Source organism: Chloroflexota bacterium (genome assembly GCA_020161265.1).
In the GTDB taxonomy this organism is placed as follows: Bacteria; Chloroflexota; Chloroflexia; order Chloroflexales; family Herpetosiphonaceae; genus Herpetosiphon.
The window spans coordinates 500,951-525,889 of record JAIUOC010000004.1; the positions used below are offsets into that span (position 1 = coordinate 500,951).

Annotated in this window: 20 protein-coding genes; 9 read left to right on the top strand and 11 right to left on the bottom strand. The window is 50.8% G+C overall.

The features are described from left to right. Positions 1–320: 320 nt before the first annotated feature. A complete protein-coding gene (locus tag LCH85_12080; protein ID MCA0352725.1) occupies positions 321–1,460 on the bottom strand; it encodes a polysaccharide deacetylase family protein in 1,140 nt (379 codons plus the stop codon). 244 nt (positions 1,461–1,704) lie between these two features. Here LCH85_12080 and LCH85_12085 point away from each other — a divergent pair, with 244 nt between their 5' ends. From LCH85_12085 to LCH85_12100, 4 genes are all read left to right on the top strand, one after another. Beyond that, entirely contained in the window at positions 1,705–3,546 is a 1,842-nt protein-coding gene (locus LCH85_12085; protein ID MCA0352726.1) for a hypothetical protein, read from the top strand. 73 nt (positions 3,547–3,619) lie between these two features. Further along, positions 3,620–4,612, top strand: coding sequence for a YpdA family putative bacillithiol disulfide reductase (locus LCH85_12090; protein MCA0352727.1), 993 nt, complete (start codon positions 3,620–3,622; stop codon positions 4,610–4,612). Continuing rightward, a complete protein-coding gene (locus tag LCH85_12095) occupies positions 4,612–5,790 on the top strand; it encodes an SAM-dependent methyltransferase (GenBank protein ID MCA0352728.1) in 1,179 nt (392 codons plus the stop codon). Before LCH85_12090 ends, LCH85_12095 begins: the two co-directional genes overlap by 1 nt. 112 nt (positions 5,791–5,902) lie before the next feature. Continuing rightward, positions 5,903–6,796: a metallophosphoesterase gene (locus tag LCH85_12100; protein MCA0352729.1), complete on the top strand. Its 894-nt coding sequence runs from the start codon at positions 5,903–5,905 to the stop codon at positions 6,794–6,796. Positions 6,797–7,046: 250 nt separating this feature from the next. On the opposite strand, the gene LCH85_12105 is transcribed toward LCH85_12100, so the two are convergent. From LCH85_12105 to LCH85_12140, 8 genes are all read right to left on the bottom strand, one after another. Next, positions 7,047–8,357: a DUF58 domain-containing protein gene (locus LCH85_12105; GenBank protein MCA0352730.1), complete on the bottom strand. Its 1,311-nt coding sequence runs from the start codon at positions 8,355–8,357 to the stop codon at positions 7,047–7,049. Then, entirely contained in the window at positions 8,357–9,304 is a 948-nt protein-coding gene (locus tag LCH85_12110; protein MCA0352731.1) for a MoxR family ATPase, read from the bottom strand. The genes LCH85_12105 and LCH85_12110 overlap by 1 nt, the downstream gene beginning before the upstream one ends. A 65-nt stretch (positions 9,305–9,369) precedes the next feature. Continuing rightward, complete coding sequence (locus tag LCH85_12115; GenBank protein ID MCA0352732.1) at positions 9,370–10,536, bottom strand: DUF4350 domain-containing protein; 1,167 nt, start codon at positions 10,534–10,536, stop codon at positions 9,370–9,372. A 1-nt stretch (position 10,537) separates the two neighbouring features. Beyond that, positions 10,538–11,443, bottom strand: a complete 906-nt coding sequence (locus tag LCH85_12120; protein MCA0352733.1) for a DUF4129 domain-containing protein — start codon at positions 11,441–11,443, stop codon at positions 10,538–10,540. A 22-nt stretch (positions 11,444–11,465) separates the two neighbouring features. Then, a complete protein-coding gene (locus tag LCH85_12125) occupies positions 11,466–12,380 on the bottom strand; it encodes a hypothetical protein (GenBank protein MCA0352734.1) in 915 nt (304 codons plus the stop codon). A 102-nt stretch (positions 12,381–12,482) separates the two neighbouring features. Then, entirely contained in the window at positions 12,483–14,591 is a 2,109-nt protein-coding gene (locus LCH85_12130; GenBank protein ID MCA0352735.1) for a response regulator, read from the bottom strand. Positions 14,592–14,609: 18 nt separating this feature from the next. After that, positions 14,610–17,471: a DNA polymerase I gene (gene polA, locus LCH85_12135; GenBank protein ID MCA0352736.1), complete on the bottom strand. Its 2,862-nt coding sequence runs from the start codon at positions 17,469–17,471 to the stop codon at positions 14,610–14,612. Between the two features lie 279 nt (positions 17,472–17,750). After that, on the bottom strand, positions 17,751–18,386 hold the full coding sequence (locus LCH85_12140; GenBank protein MCA0352737.1) for a VOC family protein: 636 nt from the start codon (positions 18,384–18,386) through the stop codon (positions 17,751–17,753). Positions 18,387–18,738: 352 nt separating this feature from the next. Between LCH85_12140 and LCH85_12145 the strand changes: the two genes are divergently transcribed. Then, complete coding sequence (locus tag LCH85_12145) at positions 18,739–19,488, top strand: metallophosphatase family protein (GenBank protein MCA0352738.1); 750 nt, start codon at positions 18,739–18,741, stop codon at positions 19,486–19,488. 32 nt (positions 19,489–19,520) lie between these two features. Continuing rightward, positions 19,521–20,054: a hypothetical protein gene (locus LCH85_12150; GenBank protein ID MCA0352739.1), complete on the top strand. Its 534-nt coding sequence runs from the start codon at positions 19,521–19,523 to the stop codon at positions 20,052–20,054. Here LCH85_12150 and LCH85_12155 read toward each other — a convergent pair. Together LCH85_12155 and LCH85_12160 are read right to left on the bottom strand one after the other, a co-directional pair. Next, the gene (locus LCH85_12155; GenBank protein ID MCA0352740.1) at positions 20,051–20,971 is read right to left on the bottom strand and encodes a hypothetical protein; all 921 of its coding nucleotides are present in this window, start codon (positions 20,969–20,971) and stop codon (positions 20,051–20,053) included. The two genes, LCH85_12150 and LCH85_12155, sit on opposite strands and share 4 nt — an antisense overlap. After that, entirely contained in the window at positions 20,955–21,548 is a 594-nt protein-coding gene (locus LCH85_12160; protein MCA0352741.1) for a sigma-70 family RNA polymerase sigma factor, read from the bottom strand. The genes LCH85_12155 and LCH85_12160 overlap by 17 nt, the downstream gene beginning before the upstream one ends. Before the next feature lie 321 nt (positions 21,549–21,869). Between LCH85_12160 and groES the strand changes: the two genes are divergently transcribed. The 3 genes from groES (at position 21,870) to dapB (ending at position 24,762) form a co-directional block, all read left to right on the top strand. Beyond that, a complete protein-coding gene (gene groES, locus LCH85_12165; protein MCA0352742.1) occupies positions 21,870–22,172 on the top strand; it encodes a co-chaperone GroES in 303 nt (100 codons plus the stop codon). Between the two features lie 38 nt (positions 22,173–22,210). Then, entirely contained in the window at positions 22,211–23,854 is a 1,644-nt protein-coding gene (gene groL / locus LCH85_12170; GenBank protein MCA0352743.1) for a chaperonin GroEL, read from the top strand. A 104-nt stretch (positions 23,855–23,958) separates the two neighbouring features. Beyond that, entirely contained in the window at positions 23,959–24,762 is an 804-nt protein-coding gene (gene dapB / locus LCH85_12175; GenBank protein ID MCA0352744.1) for a 4-hydroxy-tetrahydrodipicolinate reductase, read from the top strand. Positions 24,763–24,939: the final 177 nt, after the last annotated feature.

The window sequence follows — 24,939 nt, forward strand, 5'->3', positions numbered from 1 at the left end:
TTCGTGATAGCATTGCGTTTAAGTCTACCACGGATACTGTTTCCTCAGCCCCGTTTCCACGTTGTGGACGAGATACAGGAGTTGGTTTTAATCGAATTATTAGCAGAATTCGAGGATGGTGCTCACCACCCTTCCGTCCCGCCTCAAGGCGGGAGACGCAGGGGGCTTTAATCCCCCTGCACCCCCTCAAGGGCAATTATCGAGTGTTATGCATTCACCGATGAACCTCAAGATTAGTGGTTCAAAAGGGAAAGATCCCCTTGTTAGGAGTGAAAGGATTCTGACCCCTAGCCCCTGAACCCTGAGCACTAGTCCCTCGCCTACTTCCGTTCGTAGCGGCGTACTTCCAAGTCGGGGCGCAAACGACCTTGTTGCTCCTCGCCAAGCGTTTCCTCGCTGGGCACGGTAATGGTATCGGGGTCGCCATCGGAGATAAATTTGAGATCAGGCCGTTCTTCAAACAACTGATACCAATATTCCAATTGCGAATCAACCGCTTGCGTTCGGCGAATATGGTAGGGATCGAAGTTTTGCGAATAGGGCGAAGGGCTAGCGCCACCAGTGACATCAACAGCTGCGCTTAATGTGTAGCTCTCGCCTTCAGATTCGCCTGCGCGGACCAAACTCTCATCTTCGGGAAACATACCCAAGGGATAGCTCAGGCTTGTAACTTTATAGCCATCGCCAATCCGCTCCTCAAGCTCTTTGATCGAGAAGGCCAATTGCCATTGAATTTGTTCAGCATCAGCTTCGTCGAGGCGTTGATGGGTGTAGGTATGCGTACCAATCTCGCCGCCCAAGGCCACAATTTCTTGCAGTTTTTGGGTGGCAAGCTCAGGCTGACCAAACAAAACCCGCTCTTTCACATCAACATCGATCAACGGGAAGAACACCGCAATCGCCGGAAAATCGGGGTGTTCGGCGGCAAATGCTTGCAAAATACCCATGGCCGAAGTTGGGTCAAGCGTACCATCTTCAAGATAGCGGAACTGACCATCCGATGAATCATCAAAAGTTAAAACAACTGGCGATTTGCCCAGCGGCACGCTAATGTTGTTATCAACCAAATCACGCAAGGTCATTGGGTAAAAATTATTGGCATACAACCACTCTAAATCCTTGCGCAAATTTTCGGGTGAGCGGCTATAGTCTGCATCGGGAGATTCAATTAAGTGATATTCTAAGACCAAAACCCAGCCAATCTCATTGGGTGCATACTTCGCGAGATCGGCATCGCTGAGACCAGCGGGGGTTGGTGAAGCTTCGGAAGTTGCTGTTGCCGCCAAGGTTGGTGAAGCAGCCGTCGTTGGCGAGGCGGCAGTGGTTGGGCTAGCAGCAACAGTTGTGGTTGCCGTGGGAGCTTGGGTTTGTGGTGCTTGCGTGGCAGTACCCTGACCACAACTCAACAACACCCCACACAGCGTCAAACCCCACAGTCCACGAATCCAACGTCGAATCATGCCTACGGTACTCCTTATCTTTGCGATCATCAGCACGATCTTGTGCTATTATCGTGCGCGATTCTATATAATCATCATACTCGATCTTACCGACCCACCGTAGCGCTAGAGAAGCGTGAGAAGCTGACAAATTCCTGAGACAGTTCCGCCAATATGCGGTTTGTTAACTGGAGGACTGCCCATGGCCTTCGCCACACCCGAACAGGTGCATCGTTACCCTCGTCGGTTCAAATGGATTTTTGAGGTGCTTTGTACTGTCCTCATTGTAGTTGCTGTGGTGCGTTGGGGACGTGCCGTTTTGCAGTATCTCTGGGATAGCCGCAACATCAATGCTGCCTTCGAGGCCCGCGACACCTTTTATGAACCTCTGGTCAACTGGTTTAACCAAACTGGAACGACCCGCCCACGCCTGCGCGAGCTGACTGATCTTGCGCCCTATTTTGGTTGGATGGGCTTAACTTTGCTCGTGGTTGTCTTTGTTCGTAATTTCTTCCCCTCCATTCGCACGAGCAGCCGTGGTATTTTAATTGAATGGGGCAATAGTTGGTTGCCTGTCGGTTGGGAGCAAGTTAACGGGTTGCGAGTTACCGAAGATCTTTCGGGCGAACGCTTTGTGGTACTACTCCAAACCAACAATAAGGCAATGACTGGTTGGCATCGCTTTTACAGTGTGCTCTATCGGTTTAGTCTACGTCGTGGGGTCTTGATTACTTCGGGCATCTCCGATTTTCTGCCGTTGGTGCGTATGCTGACCAGTGAGCTGGAACAGGTGGCTCGCCAAACTAAACAGCCAGCAGTTAAGCTCGATGAAAAGGCTTCCTCGCCCTTGTTTCAACTATTGCTTAGCCCAGCGGGTTTCTTCAGCCGCCGCTCCAAAAGCGATAAAGATTATGTTGAGTATGCAACCCAAGCTGGTCTAACCGCCCAACCTGGTCGGGTCGCTAGCATTATGGCAACGTATCCCAAACGCATCAGTAGCTTGCTGGTGATCGGTACGGCGGTGATGGCGGTGCTGGGGCTGCTGCGCGTGCTCGAAATGTTGCGCCAATGGATTGGTTTAAGTTTTGGCGTAGGCGGCATTTTCAATAGCAGCCCTTTACCGCTTGATCAAAGTGCTTGGTGGTTGCCAGTCGCTGCTGTATTGCTGCTGGTGGTGTTAATTCCGATTTTGGTGGTAGTTCGCAATATTTTGCCCGATATTGAATCGCGCCAAGAGGGCTTGATGGTGCGCTATTTCAACCGTTGGCTCTTAGTGCGTTGGGAAGAGATTATCGCGGTCAAAACCGCTAGCCTCTCGGAAAATAACCATGTGATGCTGATTCAAACGACGAATCAGAGTTTGAAGTTGATGCACCACATTTCATCGTTGCTGTTCGATGGCTCGAATGCGCGAGGGGTGCTGTTAACCTCGGCCTTGAGCGTCTACGATCCATTGGTGCAGCAAATTGTGCTCGAAGTTTCACGCCGCCAACGGCCTAACGAGCAAGATGAAGGCATTTTGACCGAAGATGCTCCAGCTTGGTTGTTACGCTTGATGTTCAAGCCTAGCGATGCGATCGATCGCATGGTTTCCAACATTTTGCGCCGCGAAGATAGCACCAAAATTAAATTTGATACGATGATTACCTTGGGCCGACCAATGGTCTGGCTAGCAGCAATTCCTACATTAATGCTGCTGGTCGAGCGCCATATCAATGGCGTGCACTATCCAACCGTCAATTCAATTATCAATGTGTTGATATTTGCTTTCATCTGTTTATTGGAATACCCAATTGCGGCGGCTGTGGCCCAGTTCAGCGAACGCAATATGGATGGCGATGCCCATCTGGCCCGCCCGTTTTACCTCTACCCAACGGCCCAATTGCCGCGAATTGTGGTGATGTTGGGGGCATTGTTGCTGCTGGTATTGAATGTGCCACTGCTGCCAGTGCTGCTCTGGATTGGCGCAGCAATCTGGTCGTTCCTGTTGACCGCTGGTTTGTGGGAAGGGCTGTACGGCTGGAGTGGTGGTAAATTATTAGGTATCGGCGCAATTCCAGCGATTATTCAGGTGCTGGCGTTGATGATGTGGGCTTCGATGAGTTAATTGATCCTGTTGGCACCGCAGAGGGCGCTCAAGTTTGGCGCTCTCTGCGGTTTTTTTGTTCTGAGGAGCAGTTATGCAATCCTATGATTTGATTATTATTGGGGCTGGCCCAAGTGGCCTGAGCGCGGCGATTGCGGCGCAACAAGCAGGCTTCAACTATTTGGTGCTTGAGCGTGGCGCAATCACCAACACGATTATTGATTATCCGCTGCAAACGGTGTTTTTTAGCACTGCGCCCAATTTAACGATTGGCAATGTGCCATGGAGTAGCATTCATCCGCATCCAACCCGCACCGAAGCTCTGGCTTACTATCGCGGCGTGGTCGAGCATTTTCAATTAAATGTTCAGATGTACGAGCCAGTTCAAGCCTTGGAATGCTTGGCCGATGGCACGTTTCAGCTACACACAACCCGCCACGATCAAACCAGCGCTAGGTATGCTGCACGGGCGGTGATTGTTGCCAGTGGCTCGTATGATACGCCCAATCAGTTGGCGATTGAAGGGGCTGAGCTAGCCAAAGTTAAGCATTATTATCGTGAAGGTCACCCCTTCTATCGCCAAAACGTTGCAGTGATTGGCGGCGGCAATTCAGCTGCCGAAGCTGCGCTCGATTTGTATTATCACGGCGCAAATGTCACGATTATTCATCAGTTTGCTGGTTTGGATCAACGGATCAAGCCATGGATTGCTGCTGATTTGAAGGCTTGGATCGAAGCGGGCAAGATTCAGACTTTTTGGCAAGCCAAGCTCAGTGCCATCACGCCAACCAGCATCCAAATTACCAGCGCTGATGGCTCGCAACATACCCAAGCCAACGATTGGGTTTTTGCCTTGATTGGCTATCGACCAAACACCAGCATGCTCGAAACGGTTGGAGTTATGGTTGATCAGGATGCTGTGCCAAGCCATAACCCAACCACCTTTGAAACCAATGTGCCCAATCTATTTATCGCTGGTGTGTTGGCGGCGGGAGCACACCCGAGCAAAATCTTTATTGAAAATGGCCGTGAGCATGGCCCAGCAATAATCGCCGAGTTGCGCCAACGTTGGGCTGGGCCGCGCTGATGGAAATAACAGGGTTTCGTTGGTTGTTGAGCGACGCTGGTCAACAACTCTTGGCTGAACTTAGCGATGATCGCGATTTGAATGAAGCGAACTTTTTGCGCTACACCACCAAATTGCGCAAGCATTACCCAGTCGAGGCGGTAACGGCGGCTTTGGAAACCAGCTTATTGCGCCGCGCCGCCCAAGCTAAATTTCCCCAAGCCAGCCAACTATATTTTACCCGTGAGGCCTTGGAACAAGCTACGCCTTGGCTGGTCGCCAGCTATCGCCAACGCCATTTTGCGGCTGGCTCGCGGCTGGCCGATTTGGGCTGCTCGGTTGGTGGCGATGCCTTGGCCTTAGCCCAAAGTTGCTCGGTTTTGGCGATCGATCGTGATCCATTGCGTTTGGCAATGCTTGAGGCTAATGCTCAGGCGCTTGGGCTAAGCCAGCAAATCAGCATCCAAGAGGCCGATTTTACCACGCTAGAATTTGCAGGCTACGCTGGTTTATTTATCGATCCGGCGCGGCGCAGCAATGGTAAGCGTATTTGGGATGTTGAGCACTATCAGCCGCCGCTTTCTACCTTGGAGCGTTGGCGTGGGCAAGTGCCAATTCATGGAGCCAAAGTTGCCCCAGGTATTCCCGATGAAGCCGTGCCTGCTGGCTACGATCTTGAGTTTATTTCGCTTGATGGCGATTTGCGCGAGGCTTGTTTGTGGTGGCAAGCTGGTCAGGTTGGCGGGCAACGCAAGGCGATAGTGCTCAGTAGTGCTGGTGCTGAACACAGTTTAATTGCCGATTCCACGCAAGCCGCCGCCGCGCTGAGTGAACCACTGACCTATTTGTACGAGCCTGATCCAGCGGTGATTCGAGCGCACGCCGTGGCCGATATTGCCAATCAGTTGGATTTAGCGCAACTTGATACCAGCATTGCCTACCTTACCAGCGATCGTTTGGTGCAATCGCCATTTCTGCGAACTTGGCAAATTGAGCAATGGCTACCATTTAATCTCAAAGCGCTGCGCCAAATATTGCAAGCGCGTGAGATTGGCCGCGTAACCGTCAAAAAGCGTGGCTCGCCGATTACGCCCGAAGAATTGAGCAAACAACTGCGCTTGAAGGGTCGCTACGAGCAAACATTGGTACTGACCAAACTGCAAGGCCAGCCAATTGTGCTGTTGGTAAAATTGCTTTAAGTTGCGCTCTATCTGCTGCATATCAGCTACATATCAGCTACATTTGTTGCCAAAACCGCTATAAACTACGTCTTAGGCATAAACCAGATAAACCAGATTGTAGGAGGTTGACATGGCAGCAGCACTTTCACGCCGTAGTTTTCTGAAAATAATGGGCTATTCGACCTTGGCGACGACCGCCACGACGCTGGGAGCCGCCGCATATGGGTTTCAAATTGAGGCCGAATGGCTGAGCGTACACGAAGAAACGATCGTTTTGCCCCGCTTGGCTAGCGCTTACGATGGCTATCGTATCGCCCATTTGAGCGATATTCATGTTGATGATGTGGTGATGACCCGTGAACATTGGCTGACCACCGTGCGCATGGTCAACGCCCAAAAACCAGATTTAATCGCGATCTCAGGCGATTTTATTACCCATGACCCGAGCCGTTACAGCGAAGATTTAGCGGCTGGCTTGGCGATGCTTGAAGCGCCCGATGGGGTGTTGGGCGTTTTGGGCAACCACGATTATTGGGGCGATGGCAATGGCGAGACCGTGCGTCAAGTGTTGCGGTCAACTGGCATCCACGATCTGACGAATCGTGCGATTAGCCTGAATCGTGGTTCGAGCAAGTTGCATTTGGCAGGCCACGACGATCTTTGGCCCAACCCGATTGGCCCCAACGACCCCAGCACCATGAAACCGGTGCTTGATCGTTTGGTTGCTGAATTGCCCAAGACTGATGCAGCGATTATTTTGGTGCACGAGCCTGATACCGCCGATTTCACCGCTAGCTACAATCGTTTTGATTTGCAGCTTTCGGGCCATGCCCACGGCGGCCAAGTGCGGGTACCAGTTAAAGGCGCATTACTGCTGCCCTACTTGGGCATGCGCTACCCCGACCATCGCTATGATGTGGGTTCGATGGTGCAATTTACCTCGTGGGGTTTGGGCTGTAGCTGGCCACAAGTGCGCTTTGGCTGTCGGCCCGAGATCGTCATGCTCAGCTTAGCGTGTGCTTAAGCTCAGATGAGTATCAGCCGATTTTGAGCAAGCTCGCGGCCAAACTGTGGTATTCTAGGGCCATAGGGCATAACCACATTAGGAGGATTGCAGGTGAAAGCCACACCAACACCACTACGCCGTGTCATGAGTATCGCAGCAGGCATCGCTCTCGGCATTGCCCTCGGAGGCGTAGTCAGCATGTTTATTCTGGTGCTGATTCTATTATGAATAACGCCGTCACGGGGCAAAGTAGCCCCGTGATTGGCGGTTAAATAAGCCCTCGCCCTTTGAACTCCAGATATTTATTAATTACCGAAACCGTTAGTTTGTTGGCTGGCACGTCGATCGTATGCACGCCAGCTTGATTCAGCGTGTCGAGCACTACCCGCCGCTCATCAAGCACCATTTCGGCTACGGCACGTTCATAAACATCGGTGGAACTATAGGCTGCTTTGCCAGCATAGCCGACTAAGTTGGGGTCGCTCATCACCACACACAAGGCGAGGTGGGTTTTGGCCAAGCGTGCCATATGCTGAATCAGAGGCTTGGCAGTATCCATGGTGCTGAGGTCGGTAAAAATCACAATTAACGAACGGCGCTTATTCTTCAAGCCCAAGTAGGAGATCGCGCGGCCATAATCGGCCTCGACCGGCTGCGATGGCAAGTTATACAACATCTCCAACATTTGATAAAACTGGGCTTTACCACGGCGCGGCTGCAAAAAACGCCCAACATGGTCGGCAAACGAAAGCATGCCGATGTGGTCGCCTTTGAGCATCGCCACATACCCCAGCATCAATGAGGCATTGATCGCATAATCCAGTTTGGCGATATCGTTGATGGTTGGGCGCATCAAGCGCCCAGTATCGATCACCGAAACCACATACTGCGAACGCTCGGTCTCATATTCGGCGGCAATCAGCTTGTTACGACGAGCGCTGGCCTTCCAGTTAATCGAGCGAAACTCATCATCGGGAGTGTATTCACGCAAGCGCTCAAACTCGGTACCTGAGCCAAACACGCGGGCGGTGCGCAAGCCCAACTCAAATAGCATGCCTTTCCGCGCCAGCATATCGTATTTGCGCACATCAAGGACATTGGGATAAACCTTGACTAACTCGTCGAAGGCGATTTTGGTTTGGCGCAAGAACGTGCCAAAGGTGCTGGTATAGCGCAAATTAATATTGCCAAAGCGATAATCACCGCGCCGCAAGGGCCGCACATGGTAGCTAACCTCTTGCACCGTATCTGGCTCGACCTTGGTTTTGAGAATCAGCGTATCGCTGGGAAACTCCACTGGAAACTCATCACGAATTTGAATTTCGAGCGTGCGCGGGCTTTGATTATGCACTGCCAGCGTGATCAGGTTTTGTTCGCCAATTGAAAGCTTTGGCTCGTTGATCCGCGCTACTTCCAACAATTTAGGCTTGGGAGTCATAAACCAATCAAGCGCCACAAAGCCAATCAGCAACAATATATAAACCCAGATTGTCCAGCGCAAACTGGGGGTTGCTGCTCCGATAATCACCGGAACCAAGCCTGCTAGCAAAAGTGCTAATAAACGGCGCGATGGAATCATCAGCGAGGAACCTCAATACGCCCCAAAATCCGGGTCATCGCGGTATCTGGGGTCAAACCTTCAATCTCAGCCTCTGGTTTCAAAATAATCCGATGGCGATAAACTGGCCGTGCCAAGAATTTAACATCATCGGGCACGACATACTCGCGGCCTTGCATTGCCGCAAAGGTTTTGGCGGTCAGCAACAAGGCAATCGAGGCGCGTGGCGAACCACCTAACACCAAATCTGGCGAGCGGCGTGATTCTTGGGCAATCGCATTGATATAGTTAATCACACCATCTTCGACGCGTAGGCGGCCAATTTCCTCGCGGCAACGCATAATCGTTTCAGGCGTGACGGTTGGCTGCAAATTGGCAGTGCTCAGGTTGCGAGCACTGAAGCCTTGATTATAGCGCCGTAATACTTCAAACTCAATTTCAGGCGGGCTATAGCCAACCAAAACCTTGAACAAAAAGCGGTCGAGTTGCGCTTCGGGCAGCGGATAGGTGCCTTCGTATTCCATGGGGTTTTGGGTGGCAATCACAAAAAATGGCTGGGGCAAAGGCATGGTATCGCCATCGATCGTCACCTGTTGCTCTTCCATGGCTTCAAGCAAGGCTGCTTGGGTTTTGGCTGGAGCGCGGTTAATTTCATCGCCCAGCAAAATTTGGGTGAAGATTGGGCCTTTGCGCAGCCGAAACTGGCTGGTTTGCATCTCATAGACGCTGGTGCCCATCACATCCGAGGGCATCAAGTCGGGGGTAAATTGCACCCGCTTAAACTCGGCCTGCACCAAATGAGCCAAGGTTTTGGCCATCAAGGTTTTGGCCGTACCAGGCACACCTTCGAGCAATACGTGGCCGCCACTCAGCAGCGCAACCACCAATTGCGTCCAGGTATCTTCTTGACCAACAATAACTTTGGCGGCCTCTTGGCGCATATAATCGGCAAGTTGTTTGACGAGCATTGATCCTCCAATATCATTCTCACGAGCACCGCACGATGCCCGTAGTAAAGGCAAAAAGCGCGGGTTTAGGCCCGACCCTGTTGTTCCCATGTTTTTATAAAGCGATCGATATCGTTGACCAGGGCCAAGATCGTCGCTTCGCTGGGGTTGGGTTGGCTTAAATGGTTGAGCAAATGAGCCAAGTGATTGCGATCGATTGTATCGGAATACCGCTGAACTTCGCTTAAAAAGCTTTGGTCGTCAAGCTTGGGGTTAATCCCATAGGGCTTGGCAACTCGGCGTTTGAGATAGGTTCTATAGTGGGATTGCATATGTTCGGCTTGGCGACCGCGCTGAAACAAATTAGCCATCGATTGGACATATTCGCTGCTATTACGCCGCATCAAATCGATTCTACTGGGCACAATTTGGCCAAAACGACGGCCTGATAATAACGCCCATAAACCGACAACAATCGCACTATACATCATTGCCGCAACTAATGGCGAATAGGGTTGGGCTGGCACTGGCGCGGCCCTAGGCACTAAGGCCCGCCCATGATGCACCTCATCGAAGGCAATCACCCCGCCAGCAGGCACACGGTTAACCATATTTAAAAGAATTCGCGCGTTACTTTCGTGAAACAAGCCAGTATTGGTAAATAGCCCAACATTGGTTGAAACATAGATCATCCCACGGCCACGACTAATTCCCAGCATCGTTGGTTGTTGTTCTGTCCCTACCAACACTTGGCTATTTGCGCGAGTCCGCTCAAAATAACTCGTAGTCAGGTAGCTTTGCAAGTCGCTCACTGCGGGGTTTATAAAGGCATGGCTGGGTTTATTCGTGGTCGTCGGATTCAATTCGTTGAGTGACGTTACCGTCAGATCTAAACGTGTAAAGAGCCCATTTTGTTGATCATCAGCCACAATCAGCGTGCCACCAGTATCCTCAACCCATGCTAAAACAGCATTAATTTCTTCATTGCGCCAATTTGTAGGGTCAGCAGGCTTGATGGAGATCATGCTATTAATGGTTTGATCGAGTTCATCAAAATGCCGATATTCAAATGACTCAGTTTGATAGCCAATTTTGCTGAGCCATAATTGTAAGGCTGCTGCCCCTTCCACACTTTGGTTATACATCGAGCCAGCGCGAGCATTGCTGGCTTGGAAATCACATGAGCGTAATAAAAAGAATGACAATACTAAGATCCCAGCGAAGATCGCGAAAAACTTTACTTTACTATTCATCTTAGCGTACCTCGCGCAGGGTTGTCACTTGTTGGCGGTATTGATCAAACGTGCCTTGATCGACATCGGCAATCCCATACCAGACCCGATCAAAGGTTTGCACAACTGGAGCCAAGCGTTGATGTAAGGGCGAATTAGTTGGAACTGCTGCTAAGACCTCGCGGTTGGTCAACGTCCGATCATAGCGCAAGAGGCCACGTTCTTCGAGCCATAACAAGGTTGAAAGGTACAAATAACGCACAGCATCGCGAAAATCGCCCTCTTCGGCAGCGACTTTATCAGCGCGTTCGATCGCCTGAACACTGGTTAGTTTTTGCTCCTCAGCGGGAGCTTTGCGACGGGCCACGCTGACACTATTGCGGCGCACAGTTGAGACAATATAGCCGATCAGGCCTACGACAAAGACGATTGCAATAATTGTAAAGCAACCAGTTAAGCCATCACTAAACAACCAGCTTAGAAAGCCGACATCAAAATCAGGCCCTGAGCGGTTAAGATCAGGGTTTAACTTATCAAATGGTGGATTGTTGAGAATAACCTTCAAGGTTTCGAGGTCTTGGGGGCCAGTTTCGCGGCCAGCAGTCAGGGCTTCGAGCATTGCCGCCAAGCGATCGCGAATAATTGTTAAATTGGGGCTATTGCTCGCAAGGCTATCTTTGAGCCATTGATGATTAACCGCAAGCGCTTGATTATCAGCAGTTCGTAGCTGTTTGAGCGCAACGATTTTGTCGCTAACCTCGCGCAAGCCAATTTCATCGCTGCGTTGGGCTGCGGTGAAGGCTTCGCGTAACAGCTGGGTATATTCGCTGACGCTGGCCTCGCTGGCTTGAGCCATAGCCGTTAATGGCTGGGCCAGTAACCAACCAAAGAGCAGCAAACAAGCAGTAATTCGCCAAATTCGATCCATCTCAACCTCTCAAGTAGGCTAGTTACTGCTGAGCAGTAATGCTTGGGTTTGTAGGAATGCCGCTATAGGCCAGCCGTAGTTGATCATAATAGAGCAAGGTAAAGCCAATATAGGCCATCGGCAAAATCATAATTGAGGTAACGGTTGAAAAGCCCTCAGTCATTGCAATCGTCAAAGCGCTGGTTTCGCCAAATAAGGCCATGGCAATCGCGCTGATGATAGTTGTGATATAGCTCGCCAGAACTCCCAGCAGTACGACCAGCGTAATCCAAATATTAGTGATCCGACCAAATGCGCCACGGGTCAAAATCCACGAGTGATGGATTGCCCGAAACACATTCACCTGCTCAGCCACAATAATTTGTGGCACAAGGCTCAGTCGCACCCCAAAAAACCAAAGCAAGCCCAAAGCTAAAATTGTGCCTAAAATTGGCACAATCGCAAAAAAGAGGGCGATAACTAAGCCCAAAACGCAAATACAACCCCAAGCAATCAGCGCGGGCAGATGGCGTAAGCTACTCAAAACCACGCTTGCCCAGCGCGGCGTAGCTTGGCGATAATGGTCACCAACCGCAATCACACTTGCCGCCATGGCTAAATTGCGCATGATAAAAATCGAAATAAAGCCAAAGCCAAATAACGCCAACAAGTAGGGCGCAATATCGGCGCGTGGATACTCTAAGACCCACATACCATTGCCGGTTTGGCCATTATCAACCCGCCGTTGCATTTCGGCCATAATCACATTCAGTTGGGCCGTTGCTCGTGCTTGAACACCATTGGCCTGCAACCACAAACTACCAATCAAAAATGGCCCAACTTGGAGCGCCGCCAAGCCCATAAACAAGCCTGAATAGCGCCGAAGCAGGTTGATTGCTTCACGGATCAAATTAAAAAATGTCATGGGTGTGGGTGTTGATGATGGAGACTGCTGCACAAAAACCCTCTACTTAAACACCGTTGAAGCGGGGTGAATGCCACCGCCACTCTGTATTATACCGCAGCCCTCAAGCTTCTGATAGTAGGAAATTATGCCAAGCTAGGCCGAATTTACTGCTTCGTTGGGCAATAAGGGAAATTGTAACAACGCGGTGATGCCTGGCTCAGGGTCATTTGGAATCAAACTGATCGAACCAGATGCTCGCCACATCACGGCAGCACAAATTGGCAAGCCTAAACCCAAGCGCTGTGGGCCATGAGTTGTCCAAAAAGGCTGCCAAATATCGCCCAAGGCATCGACTGGAATGCCTTGCCCCGCATCACGAAACGCCAAAACCGTCGCATGCTCAGTTTGATAGGCCTTGATCACAATCCCTGCATGGCTTGAGCCAGATTCCAAGGCATTATTCAGCAGTTCGGTGCAGAGGGTCAGCAATTCGCGTTCTTGCAATAAAATATGCAAATTCGGCTGAATTTCAAGCTGCAAGTGCTCAACCGAGCGATGAATTTGCAAAGCTTGATCGATTAGGCTTGGCAAGGCATCGCTCAGATCAATCGGAAATGGCGCAGGGCTAATGCGACTAGCGCCTTTGAGCAGATGAATTCGCTGAACCATCTCTTTGCCGCCACGCACATGTTTGACCACCTCGGCCAACAATTCGCGCTGGCTTTCATCAATCGCATCAAGCTCGGCCAATTGGGTATTTCCCAAAATCACCGCCAATAAATTATTGAAGTGATGAGCCATTTGGCCAGCCAGTTGCGCCATATTGCGCAAATAGCCCAATTCGGCCTGCTCAGTTTGCCGCGCTGCTTGGTCGGCCACAGTTTGGGCATTGGCCAATGCTACGGCAAAATGCGGTCGGGCCATTTCAAGCAAGGCTACTTCTTCATTGGTAATTTGGCGATGCTTGATTGCAATAATCAACACACCCAATAGGCGAGCTTGATGCAACAATGGTACTGCGGCACAGCCTTGATAGCCTGCATCGAGCAATTGCTGGGTAATTGGAACCAAGGTATCAGTGCCTAAAACACACGAATAGACCCGCGTAATCGTGCCAAGCTCGGTTAGCAAATGCAGGCTTTGCTGATCGTTGGGCATACAGAAGGCCTGCTGCTGCGAGGTATAGGCCAAATCAATAATTGCATTGCGATATGAATACCAGGCAATTGCGACTGGCCCCATAATTTGCTGCAACTCTTGCTCAATGCTGCGATAGAGCGAATCGAGATCCAAATTGGCGCTGAGCGATTGGGCTAGATTATTGACCAATTGCAACTGGCGGGTTTGCCGCGCCAATTGTTCGCGCATTTGGGCTTGACGAATTGGCCCAATAATTTGGTGGGCAATCAATTCGAGCAAGGCTTGATCATCAGCGCTGAAATGATCAACAACGCTATGATACACCGCTAAAACGCCCAATGGCCCACTGGCATCGCCAATTGGCACAATCAAGGCTGAACGCACGCTGGCCGCCGATTGATCAAGCTGCAACCAACGCGCATCTTCATGGACATCAGCGATGCGCACAGTTTCACGGCTGCGCAAGGCATAGCCCGCTGCGCCCTCTTTGACCACCCGCTTGACCCGATCAAGATTATGCGAAACGCCATCATCGGTCGTCAGAATTTCGACATCAGCTACATCGTGGAGCAAAAACAAATTGCCATGATCAGCTTGCAAGGCTTTGGTGCTCACATCGACCACATGCGCCAGCATGCCCGAAATCGACTCAATCTGGGTGATATCGCGGGTAATATCGGCGATCAGGGCAAACCGTTCGCGCTCGGCCTCAACCCGCGAAAGCACATGTTTCAAGCGAATTGCCGCCCGCAAACGAGCGCGAAGCGTCGCCGAATCAACCGGCTTGAGCAGAAAATCATCGGCTCCCTCAAAATAGGCTTGTTGGCGCACCGCCAATTCTGCTGCGGCAGTCACCACAATAATCGGAATATAATGATGATCGCGCTGGGCACGAATCGTCTTCAGCACTTCAATTCCATCAATGCCAGGCATAAAAATATCGAGCAAAATCGCATCTGGCGGCGTTTGGCGCACAAAATCCAACGCCGCCACGCCATGCTCAGCCTCAGCTGCGAGGTAGCCCGCCGCTTCAACATACCGCCGCACAATTGAACGATTTGAAGATTGATCATCGACGATCAACACTAATGGCTGTTGACTAAATTCGTGCATTTCGGTCATGCAGAGTTCCTAAAATTACTAGGCTGGGGCATGCCAGCGCTGAAGCTGATCCCAATTCAGCCCAGTTTCAACGTTCACTTCCAACGGCACGGCCAAATCGGGATAGACTTGGGTCATCGTATCACAAACTAATTGGGCCACGGCATCACGCTCGGCCTCAGGCACTTCCAAAACTAATTCGTCATGAACTTGCAGCAGCATTTTGGTCTGATAGCCGCCAGCAATTAATGCTTGTTCCAGCCGAATCATTGCCAACTTGATCAAATCGGCGGCTGTGCCTTGAATCCCAGCGTTGGTCGCCTCACGCTCAAAGGCGCTACGGCGTGGCCCAGTTACTCCACCGTCTTGCAATTCGCGGAAGTAGCGGCGACGGCCAAACAAGGTTTCAACATAGCCAACGGCCTTAACCCGCTCCAATGTTCGTTCGATATAGCTCTTCAGGCCTGGATATTGAGCAAACAAGCCGTTGATCATTTGTTGGGCTTCGGTGCGGGAAAGCGCCGTGCGAGCAGCCAAGCCAAAGCTGCTAATGCCGTAAATAATACCAAAGACCGTCATTTTGGCGATCCGCCGCTGATTCTTGCTGACTTCATCCATTGGAATATCGAACAAGCGAGCAGCAGTAGCAGCGTGAATATCTTGGCCAGTTTTAAACACTTCGACCAAGGCTGGATCAGCGGTGATATGAGCCAAGACTCGTAGTTCAATCTGTGAATAGTCGGCGGTCATCAGCACATGGCCTGGCCGCGCAACAAAAGCCCGCCGAATTTCGCGGCCTTCCTCGCTGCGTACCGGAATATTTTGCAAATTGGGTGAATCGGAGCTGAGCCGCCCAGTTTCTGCGCCAATTTGACGATATTGGGTATGCACGCGGCCTGTTTGCTGGTTGATCAACTCGATCAAGGCATCAACATAGGTCGATTTGAGCTTCGACAAACGGCGATAGCGCAAAATCATGGTCACAATTCCGCTTTGATCGTGCGTTTGTAAATCTTCCAAGGTTTCGGCATTGACCGAATAGACCGCGCCGCCACTGCGCGTTGTGCCAGCCAAACGCTTGAGATTGGCGGTTGGCAACTTCAAGCGAATAAACAACAGATCATTTAAATCGAAGCGCGAATTAATGTTGAGCGGTTCGCCGACAAAATCGGCAATATGTTGCTCGATTTCGCGCAAACTTTGACCCAATACTTGACCTTGTTGCACCAATTGCGCCCGATCAAGCCCAATGCCACAGGCTTCCATACGCATCAATACAGGGCTAAGTGGCATTTCGATTTGCTCAAACACCTCGCGCACCGCCGGAATTGCCCCAAGCTGCGGCATGAACAGCGCCAATAAACGCGCCGTCATATCAACATCGGCGCTCGCATAGGGCGTTACCTGCTCAATCGCCACCTGATCCATGGTGATTTGCTTTTTGCCAGTGCCGATCAATGTTTCGATGCGGGTCATCTCAATTGGGCGATCATCGGCATCGCGTAATTCAGCAAAGGCCAAATCTTTGAGGCTCTGACGTTTGCCCAACAAGGCGGCGGCGATGGCCGTATCAAAACTCAAATGGGGCACATCAAGCCCAATCAAGCTCAAGGCGCTCATATCAAACTTGCCATTATGCGCTACTACAGCTTTTTGTGGGTCGCTAAACAATGGTTGCAAGGCCGCAACAACCTCGGCTATCGGCAATTGCTGGCCGCTGCGGTGCTCCAGCGGGATATACCAACCGCAGCCAGCAGTATGAGTCAGAGCGATACCAACCACTTTGGCGGGCACAGGCGAGAACAAATTCAAGCTATTGGTTTCCACATCGAAGATTAAACGTTCAGCTGCTGCCAAAATTCTTACCAATTCGGCCAATTGTTCGCTAGTAGTCACCGCTTGATAATCACCAGATTGAGCGATCGGCTCAGCACTTGGTGGCATGGCATCATCGAACATGGTTAATTGGTTGGGATTGGTCGTTTGCGGAATGGCAACAACTTGGACGGCACTCACTTGGCTGGAAAGGGGCAGCTTATCGACCAACTTGCGAAATTCAAGCTGGCTGAACAAGGCCAAGACCGTATCACGATCATAATCGTGGACTTTGGTGGCTTCAAGATCCAAGGTTACTGGGGCATTGGTAACGATTGTCGCCAAGTGCGTGCTAAATCGCGCGGCTTCTTGCTGGCCATCGAGCTTTGAGCGATAGCGATTGGCGACTTTATCGAGGTTGGCATAGATATTTTCGACGCTGCCCCATTCATTGAGCATGCTGATTGCCCCAGCCTCACCAATGCCCTTGACCCCAGGAATATTGTCGGAGGTATCGCCCTTGAGGCCGCGCAAATCGGCTAGTTGGTTGGGAGCCAAGCCTTTGTAGCGCTCGCGCACTTGAGCTTCATCGTAGAGCGAAACATTGCCCTTGCCATAAGGATTGGCCAACAGTACCTTGGTATAGTCGTTGACCAATTGCAAGGTGTCGGTATCGCCAGTGATGATCAAGGTATCGACACCCTGCGCCTCAGCTTGACGACACAACGTCCCAATTACATCGTCGGCCTCATAGTTCTCGGCAGTGTAGATTGGAATATTCAAAGCATTGATAATTTGCTTGATTCGTTCGAGTTGCGGGTGAAAATCGGCGGGTGTTTCAGCGCGTCCAGCCTTATAGTCGGGGTACAGATCATCGCGGAAGGTTCGACCAATATCAAACGAAACCGCCACATACTCTGGTTGGCGCTCGCGTAACAAGTTGAGCAAAATTGATAAAAAGCCTTGCACTGCATAGGTTGGCTCGCCAGTGGCGCGAACCGACATGCCTGTATCGCGAAGCGCAAAAAAGGCGCGAAATGCCAGCGCATGGCCATCAACCAAGACGAGCGTGGGTCGCTGCTGCATACGATCAAAACCTCCTGAAACACAACATCCACCCTGCATTGTAGCAGTATTTGGCTGCAATACCTAGGTGCTTGTTATCGAACATTTGTTCATTTTAACACACAAAGCTGTTGATGATAAGCCGTGCTAGCGAATGATCCACGAAGCGCACAAAGAGCACGAAGGCTTGTTTTAGCCACGAATTGCACGAATTGCACGAATTAGATTCTTCCCTCATAATTTTTTCTGCGCTGCTGCGGTAAAATCTAGCCCCTTTTGATTTAGCCTTCATCCTTTCGATTACTCTATGCGCTTAATCCCGCTGGGAGTTTCGATTGTGGCGATTAATTGTGGCTGGGCGGCGGTTTGCCAACGAGCTTCATCCTGCATGCCAATCTGGCTGAGCATGGTTTCGATTTGGCTGGCTTGCGGGTGATGTAGCTCCAGCTGCAATAAACGACAACCCTGATCAGTTAAACGCTGGATTGGGTGTTGATCGCGCGGCCATTCGATCAGCATTGGCGCAACGCCAGCAAACGGCAAGCTGCCATCGGCAGGAATCGTGATTTGCCAAGCTAAATCGCCACGGCGCATCGGCGTGACCACCCCAAGTTGTTGGTGCAGCAATGCGCTTGCCGCCTGAATCAGGATTGTTCGGGCAACCCAAGTTGCTAAGCGCGGAGCACTGGTTGGTTGCAACGAATCTAATTCAAACCAGCGTGGGCGCTTGGGGGCAGCCAGTGTTGGATCGGGCGCGATCACTTCGAGGTAGCAATGCTCGCCTAGTTTGAGCAAACAATTGTGAGTTGCCATCGCCTGATGTTGGCCACCAGCCTGCATCGGCACGCCGAGCAAATCCTCAATATAGGCCACACCAAGCGCGAGATTGGGCGCAGTGACGACTAAATGATCGATCCATGTTGCTAATGGCATCATTGTTATGACTCCTTTTTATCTAAATCTGTGAAGTAAGCCTAAAATTGCTTTATTTATTATTTGACCATTGTTGTTAGTTAAATGAATGGATTGTGATGATGTAAGCCGAAAGAATGAATACGGAAGATTGTCTTTTCTTGATTTTGTGATTTGAACTAGCAACAGTGGTTAATACAAGATTATCAATTACATTTAATCAGAATATTATTCATTTTTGTCATAAATTGGCTAGCAGTAACCATCAAGAAATCTTAAATTGCTTATTTAATCTATAACTTAACATTCTCCAGTATAATAAAACATATTCCCTTGCAGAATACAAGCTATGTTTTATGCTATTGGAGATATTTCTATGCCTCGCTGGGCACTTTTGGCCGATGTTCATGGCAATCGCTTGGCCTTAGCTGCGGTTTTGGCCGATCTCGCTCAACGCCACGTTGATCAGATAATCAACCTCGGTGATAGTGTGTATAGTGTGTTGCAACCACGCTGGTGCGCTGAACAACTGGCGCAAGTTGCCAACATCTCAATCAGTGGTAATCAAGATCGCATACTGTTTGAGCAAATTCCAGTAGAGCAACAAACCCTGAGTTATCGCTTTGTGCAGGCTGATTTAGGCCCAAACGAACGCAATTGGCTTGCCAACCAGCCAGCCACGGCAATCGTTGATGATATTTTTTGTTGTCACGGCACACCAAGCAGTGATACCACCTATTTGCTGGAACAAGTTACACCGCACGGAGTGTTTTTACATTCTGAAGAAGCAATTCGCGCAGCAATTCAAGGCATCAGCCAATCGCTGATCGTTTGTGGCCATAGCCATATCGCCCGCACTGTACAGCTTAGCAACGGCCAGTTGATCGTCAACCCCGGCAGTGTTGGCATCCCCGCGTATAATGATGAGCAGCCATATCCACATATCATCGAGGCTGGTAGCCCACATGCACGCTATGCGATCGTCGAGCGCAATGCCCAAGGCTGGCAGGTTGAGCATTATGCGCTTGGCTATGATTGGCAACAGGCCGCCGCTACTGCTCAACGCAATGGCCGCGAAAATTTGGCCCGTTGGCTGCAAACAGGCCGTGCCCAGCTCGATGATTAACATCCCCTTGCAACGTGAAAGGATCAGCCATTTTGACGCTTGATCAATGGTTTTATTTGGCAGCGCTCAGTTTAGGCTTAGCAATTATTGCCATCACCAAAATTCGCCGCCAGCCGCTCTGGCCTTCGCTCGAACAGATGCAACGTTCATCGCGTTGGTTGTTTATTCAGCCTTTGGTTCTGGCAAGTTGGCTAATCACGGCGGCTGGCGTGGGCTTTTTGGCCCGTGGCGCTGGGGTCAATTGGTGGTTAAGTGGCTTAATTGCCTTGGCAGGGGGGTTAGCAGTTGGTTTGCTGCTCTATCGAATGATTATTGAACGCAACATTGTGCAACAGGCTGGCACGGCGCAAAGCAAAGTTGGGCCAATCGGCCAATTGGGCGTGGTGGTCGAAGCCTTGCCCGCCGATGGCTTTGGGGTGGTTGCTTATGAACATCAAAAAGGCGCAGCCCGCATCAATGCCCGAGCAATTGGTGGCCGAGCAATTGAGGCAGGCTGCGCCGTAATGATCGTCGAAGTTAATGATCAAGGAGCAACCGTGCTGCGCCTAGAGTCGCTTGAAAACTAGCCATAAATACAGAATGGCGTGGTTTGCTCGATGATTGGGCTACCAGCGGGGGCGGTGTAGGTTTGCCATTCAGCTGGCAGTGCATCCAATTCAACCGTCTCATCGACGACAAATTGCACCAAGGTTTCGGTGGTCAGGCCTTCGTAGGTCTGGCTGCTGGTGAATCGCCAAATCTGGCCAGTGTTGGCATCGATCCATGCAATCCCCATATCGCCGCCAAGATCAACAACCGCAAGCTGACGATCATCGATCGTTTCAGTACGGAGCACCGTGGCATTAGGAAAATCGCTGTTCGAGCCAAACGCCCCATTGCCAACCCATTGGGTTAAGCTCAACGAACATTCGTCGAATGGCGCTTTGACCGAGGTATTGTCGTGGGCATTGTAATTCCAAAAGTAGTTTTCATCGACGATGGTTGGCCCCATTTGGTAGCCAACTGGTTGACCATTAAGCGATTGGCGGGCTGGTTGATAGAGCAAAATATGTGATTGGCCTTGCACCAGCCAAATCTCATCGCGATAATGCTCACCAATTTGGCCATCGCTGCGGGTGGTCGAAATTTCAATTGCCACATGGCGAGCTTTGCCATCGGCCACAATTGGTTGGCTAGCAAAGGTTTCGGCGCGTTGAATCAATTCTGCTGCTGAGACGCTGCGGGTTGGTTGATTCAAGCCAAAGACTAAGCCCAAGGCCATGGCTACGCTACAAGCAGCCAAAGCAAGCACACGAACTGGCCGCTGTTTAAACAATGTTTGCATGAAATTTCCTCGCTTAACTGGTGGCTGAAGTCCAGCCTGAATGCGTTGAATTGTTGCTGGTGATGGGCCGAAGCGTTGAGATTGCCCGATTAATTGCTGGCCGAGTTCGCTCGTTTCTAGCTCAGCCAAAGCACGCTCAAGCTCAGATTGATTGGTCATCGGTGAGCCTCCGTTTAAGTTGTTCAAGCGCTCGATAGGCGGCCATTTTGACCGTAGCTTCGCGTTTGCCCACAATTTGGGCAATTGTCGCATAAGGCAATTGGGCAAAAAAGCGCAATTGAAGCAACTCTTGCTGTTCAGGGTTTAGTTGAGCCAAGGCTTGGTGCACCAAGCGTTGTTGCTCAAGCTCAAGCATTGTCAATTCGGGCGAAGCTTGGTGGCTCGCCAATTCGGGCGATAGCTGGGTTTGCTGGCGACGATGCTGGCCACGCCGATAGAAATCGACTAAACAGCGCCGCACAATTGTAAAGAGCCAGCCGACGAATGGCCCATTGGGCTTGAATTGAGCAAGGCTCTGCCAAGCTCGCTCGAAGGCTAACGCCGCGACTTCCTCGGCATCGTGGTGCTGTTGCAAACGTGCCATCAGAAACCGATAAACGGGCGTGATATAGCGTTGGTACAAGCGCAAAAAGGCCTCGTGATCGCCCGCCACTGCCAACGCCACATCACGATGATCATCAAGAGTTTGCTGATCGAATGGCGTTGTTGCCGCAACGAGCCGCTGGATCAATGCCATACATCAGCCTCCTCATATAGTCTGAATCTGCAATGGCCTTGCACTCAATACATCGTTGGGCAAGCCCAAAAAGTAACAGACTTGATCAAATTAGCACTCTCGCCACGATTTTGCTAAATTCTAACAATCGCTTAACGCATAAAAATTAGCCGAGTAGTGTGATTTTTGCCCTTCAGGATGCGCTAAATCGCTTTAGCACTCTCAGCTCAAGAGTGATAAACCAAGCCTTGACAAGCTTAACAGAACCACATACACTAGCACTTGGATTTAGCACTCATCACAGTAGATTGCTAAATGGTCAACTAAGGAGGACACATAATCATGTCTGATTTCCGGATTCGCCCCTTGGCCGATCGTGTGGTGATCAAGCCTCAAGCCAAAGAAGAAAAAACCAAGAGTGGCTTGTTCCTGCCCGACACAGCGAATAAAGAAAAGCCTCAAGAAGGCCTCGTTGTGGCCGTTGGTGAAGGCAAATTGGATGATAACGGCAAGCGCGTGCCAGTTGCAGTGCAAGTTGGCGATCGTGTGTTGTTTGCCAAATATGCTGGCACCGAGATCAAGCTGGACGACGAAGATTATTTGATTTTGGCTGAAAAAGATATTTTGGCCGTCGTTCAAGCCTAAGGCTAATTCGCGACGCTTCTTAGGAGGATTATTTACCAATGGCAAAGCAAGTTGCTTTTAATGAAGAAGCCCGCCGCGCTCTCAAACGTGGTGTGGACGTGGTTGCAGATGCAGTTAAGACGACCTTGGGCCCACGCGGTCGCAACGTCGCTATCGATAAAAAATTCGGCTCACCAACCGTAACCCACGACGGCGTTACCGTTGCCAAAGAAATCGAATTGAAAGACCCATTTGAAAACATGGGCGCTCGCTTGTTGGTTGAAGCCGCAACCAAAACCAACGATGTTGCTGGCGACGGCACCACCACCGCCACCGTTTTGGCTCAAGCAATTGTCCACGAAGGCTTGCGCCAAGTGGCTGCTGGCGCTAACTCGATGATGATCAAGCGTGGCTTGGACAAAGGCACTGCCGTTTTGTTGCAAGCAATCCGCGACTTGGCTAAGCCAGTCAACGATCGCACCGACATCTCAAGCGTTGCCACCATCTCAGCCGCCGATTCGTCAATTGGCGATTTGATTGCTGAAGTGATGGACAAAGTTGGTAAAGACGGCGTTATCACCGTTGAAGAAGGCAAAGGCTTAGGCTACGAGACCGAGTATACCGAAGGTATGCAATTCGATCGTGGCTACATCTCAGCCTACTTCGTCACCAACAGCGACCGCATGGAATCAGATTTGGAAGACCCCTACATTTTGATCACCGACAAGAAGATCAGCTCGATCCAAGAAATCTTGCCAGTGCTCGAAAAAGTCTTGCAATTCACCAAGAACTTTGTGATCATCGCTGAAGATATCGACGGCGAAGCCTTGCCAACCCTCGTGCTGAACAAATTGCGCGGCACGATCAACGTCTTGGCAATCAAAGCTCCTGGCTTCGGCGATCGCCGCAAAGCCATGTTGCAAGATATCGCCATCCTCACCGGTGGTACGGTTATCAGCGAAGAAATTGGCCGCAAGCTTGATAGCGCCACGGTCGAAGATTTGGGCCGCGCTCGCCGCGTGATTGCCAACAAAGACGAAACCACGGTTATCGAAGGCCGCGGCGACGAAGATGCAATCAAAGCTCGGATCGAACAAATTCGTGCTCAAATTGAAACCACCACCAGCGATTTTGATCGTGAGAAACTGCAAGAACGCTTGGCCAAATTGGCTGGTGGCGTAGCAGTGCTCAAAGTTGGTGCTGCAACCGAGCCAGAATTGAAAGAACGCAAGCACCGCGTCGAAGATGCACTCTCAACCGCTCGTGCAGCTGTTGAAGAAGGTATCGTACCTGGTGGCGGGATTGCCTTGTTGAGCGTGTTGCCAGCTTTGGATAAAGTTGAGCCAGCTAACCAAGACGAAAAAGCTGCTGTCTTGATTTTGCGCCGCGCCTTGGAAGAACCAATTCGCCAATTGGCTCGCAACGCTGGTGAAGATGGTGCCGTGATTATCGACACCGTGCGCCGCTTGCAAAAAGATCAAGGCGACTCGACCCTTGGCTACAACGTCATCACTGGCGAATATGGCTCAATGGTTGAAATGGGCATCATCGACCCAGCCAAGGTAACCCGCTCGGCCTTGCAAAACGCCGTTTCGATTGCCTCGATGATCTTGACCACCGATGCTTTGGTCGCCGATATCCCAGAAAAAGAAGCTGCTCCAGCTCCTGGTGGTATGGGTGGCATGGGCGGCATGGATTTCTAATCCAGCCCAATCGGCAACCCAAAACCCCTGTTGTTCAATTGAGCAACAGGGGTTTTCATTTAACCTGTATCATAAAACTATACAAATTCAGTAGGAGATTGCTTATGTCAATTCGAGTATGTTTAGCTGGGGCAACGGGCTGGGCTGGTTCGGCGCTAGCTCAAGGCCTTGCCAAAACCAACGATTTGCACTTGGTAGCGGCGGTTTCACGCAGCCACGCTGGCCAACACTTGGGGATTGTGTTGAATCAGCCTGAGCTGGATTGCCCAATATTTGCTACTGCCGAAGAGGCGCTGAGCCAGCCCTGTGATGTATTTGTCGAATACACTAAACCTGCTGTAGCACTTGATAATGTGTTGAAAGCCTTAGCAAACGGAGCGCATGTGGTGATTGGCACATCGGGTTTAGATGATGCAGCCTATGCAACAATTAACGAAGCGGCTGTAAAAGCCCAACGTGGCGTGCTAGCGGTCGGCAACTTTGCATTAACCGTCGTGTTGCTGCAAAAATTTGCCACAATTGCCGCACGCTACATTCCGCACAGCGAAATTATCGATTACGCCAGCGATAAGAAAATTGATGCGCCGAGCGGCACAGCCCGTGAATTAGCGTATCGACTCGGCCAAGTGCGCGATTCAGCCCAAACCGTACCAACCGAAGCGATTGTAGGCGAACAGGCAACCCGTGGGGCACGAATGGCCGAGCAACAAGTGCATTCGGTGCGCTTGCCAGGCTATGTCATTAGCATTGAGGCGATTTTTGGCATGCCTGATCAAAAGCTGATTTTGCGCCATGAGGCTGGCAATGGAGCCGAGCCATATGTTGATGGAGCCTTGCTAGCGATTCGCAACGTTCATACCTTCGTCGGCTTGAAACGTGGCTTAGAGCATGTCTTGGATCTAGATTAAACAATAAAAAAACCCCACTGGATTGTTGTCCAGTGGGATTTCTATGGAGTGGTACGCATCCCCCTACGTTCCCACAGCGGGTGCTGCAGTAGCCTCGGTGTGTGTCGCGTTCACGGCCTGGTTCGGGATGGAGCAGCGTGGGTCACAACCACCTCGACACGTACCAATTTGGCTGCC

Excerpts from the sequence above, each read along its gene's own strand:
- LCH85_12080 (MCA0352725.1), bottom strand. The coding sequence starts at position 1,460 with ATGATTCGACGTTGGATTCGTGGACTGTGGGGTTTGACGCTGTGTGGG.
- LCH85_12090 (MCA0352727.1), top strand. The coding sequence starts at position 3,620 with ATGCAATCCTATGATTTGATTATTATTGGGGCTGGCCCAAGTGGCCTG.
- LCH85_12095 (MCA0352728.1), top strand. The coding sequence starts at position 4,612 with ATGGAAATAACAGGGTTTCGTTGGTTGTTGAGCGACGCTGGTCAACAA.
- LCH85_12100 (MCA0352729.1), top strand. The coding sequence starts at position 5,903 with ATGGCAGCAGCACTTTCACGCCGTAGTTTTCTGAAAATAATGGGCTAT.
- LCH85_12105 (MCA0352730.1), bottom strand. The coding sequence starts at position 8,357 with ATGATTCCATCGCGCCGTTTATTAGCACTTTTGCTAGCAGGCTTGGTT.
- LCH85_12110 (MCA0352731.1), bottom strand. The coding sequence starts at position 9,304 with ATGCTCGTCAAACAACTTGCCGATTATATGCGCCAAGAGGCCGCCAAA.
- LCH85_12115 (MCA0352732.1), bottom strand. The coding sequence starts at position 10,536 with ATGAATAGTAAAGTAAAGTTTTTCGCGATCTTCGCTGGGATCTTAGTA.
- LCH85_12120 (MCA0352733.1), bottom strand. The coding sequence starts at position 11,443 with ATGGATCGAATTTGGCGAATTACTGCTTGTTTGCTGCTCTTTGGTTGG.
- LCH85_12130 (MCA0352735.1), bottom strand. The coding sequence starts at position 14,591 with ATGACCGAAATGCACGAATTTAGTCAACAGCCATTAGTGTTGATCGTC.
- polA (MCA0352736.1), bottom strand. The coding sequence starts at position 17,471 with ATGCAGCAGCGACCCACGCTCGTCTTGGTTGATGGCCATGCGCTGGCA.
- LCH85_12140 (MCA0352737.1), bottom strand. The coding sequence starts at position 18,386 with ATGATGCCATTAGCAACATGGATCGATCATTTAGTCGTCACTGCGCCC.
- LCH85_12145 (MCA0352738.1), top strand. The coding sequence starts at position 18,739 with ATGCCTCGCTGGGCACTTTTGGCCGATGTTCATGGCAATCGCTTGGCC.
- LCH85_12155 (MCA0352740.1), bottom strand. The coding sequence starts at position 20,971 with ATGACCAATCAATCTGAGCTTGAGCGTGCTTTGGCTGAGCTAGAAACG.
- LCH85_12160 (MCA0352741.1), bottom strand. The coding sequence starts at position 21,548 with ATGGCATTGATCCAGCGGCTCGTTGCGGCAACAACGCCATTCGATCAG.
- groES (MCA0352742.1), top strand. The coding sequence starts at position 21,870 with ATGTCTGATTTCCGGATTCGCCCCTTGGCCGATCGTGTGGTGATCAAG.
- groL (MCA0352743.1), top strand. The coding sequence starts at position 22,211 with ATGGCAAAGCAAGTTGCTTTTAATGAAGAAGCCCGCCGCGCTCTCAAA.
- dapB (MCA0352744.1), top strand. The coding sequence starts at position 23,959 with ATGTCAATTCGAGTATGTTTAGCTGGGGCAACGGGCTGGGCTGGTTCG.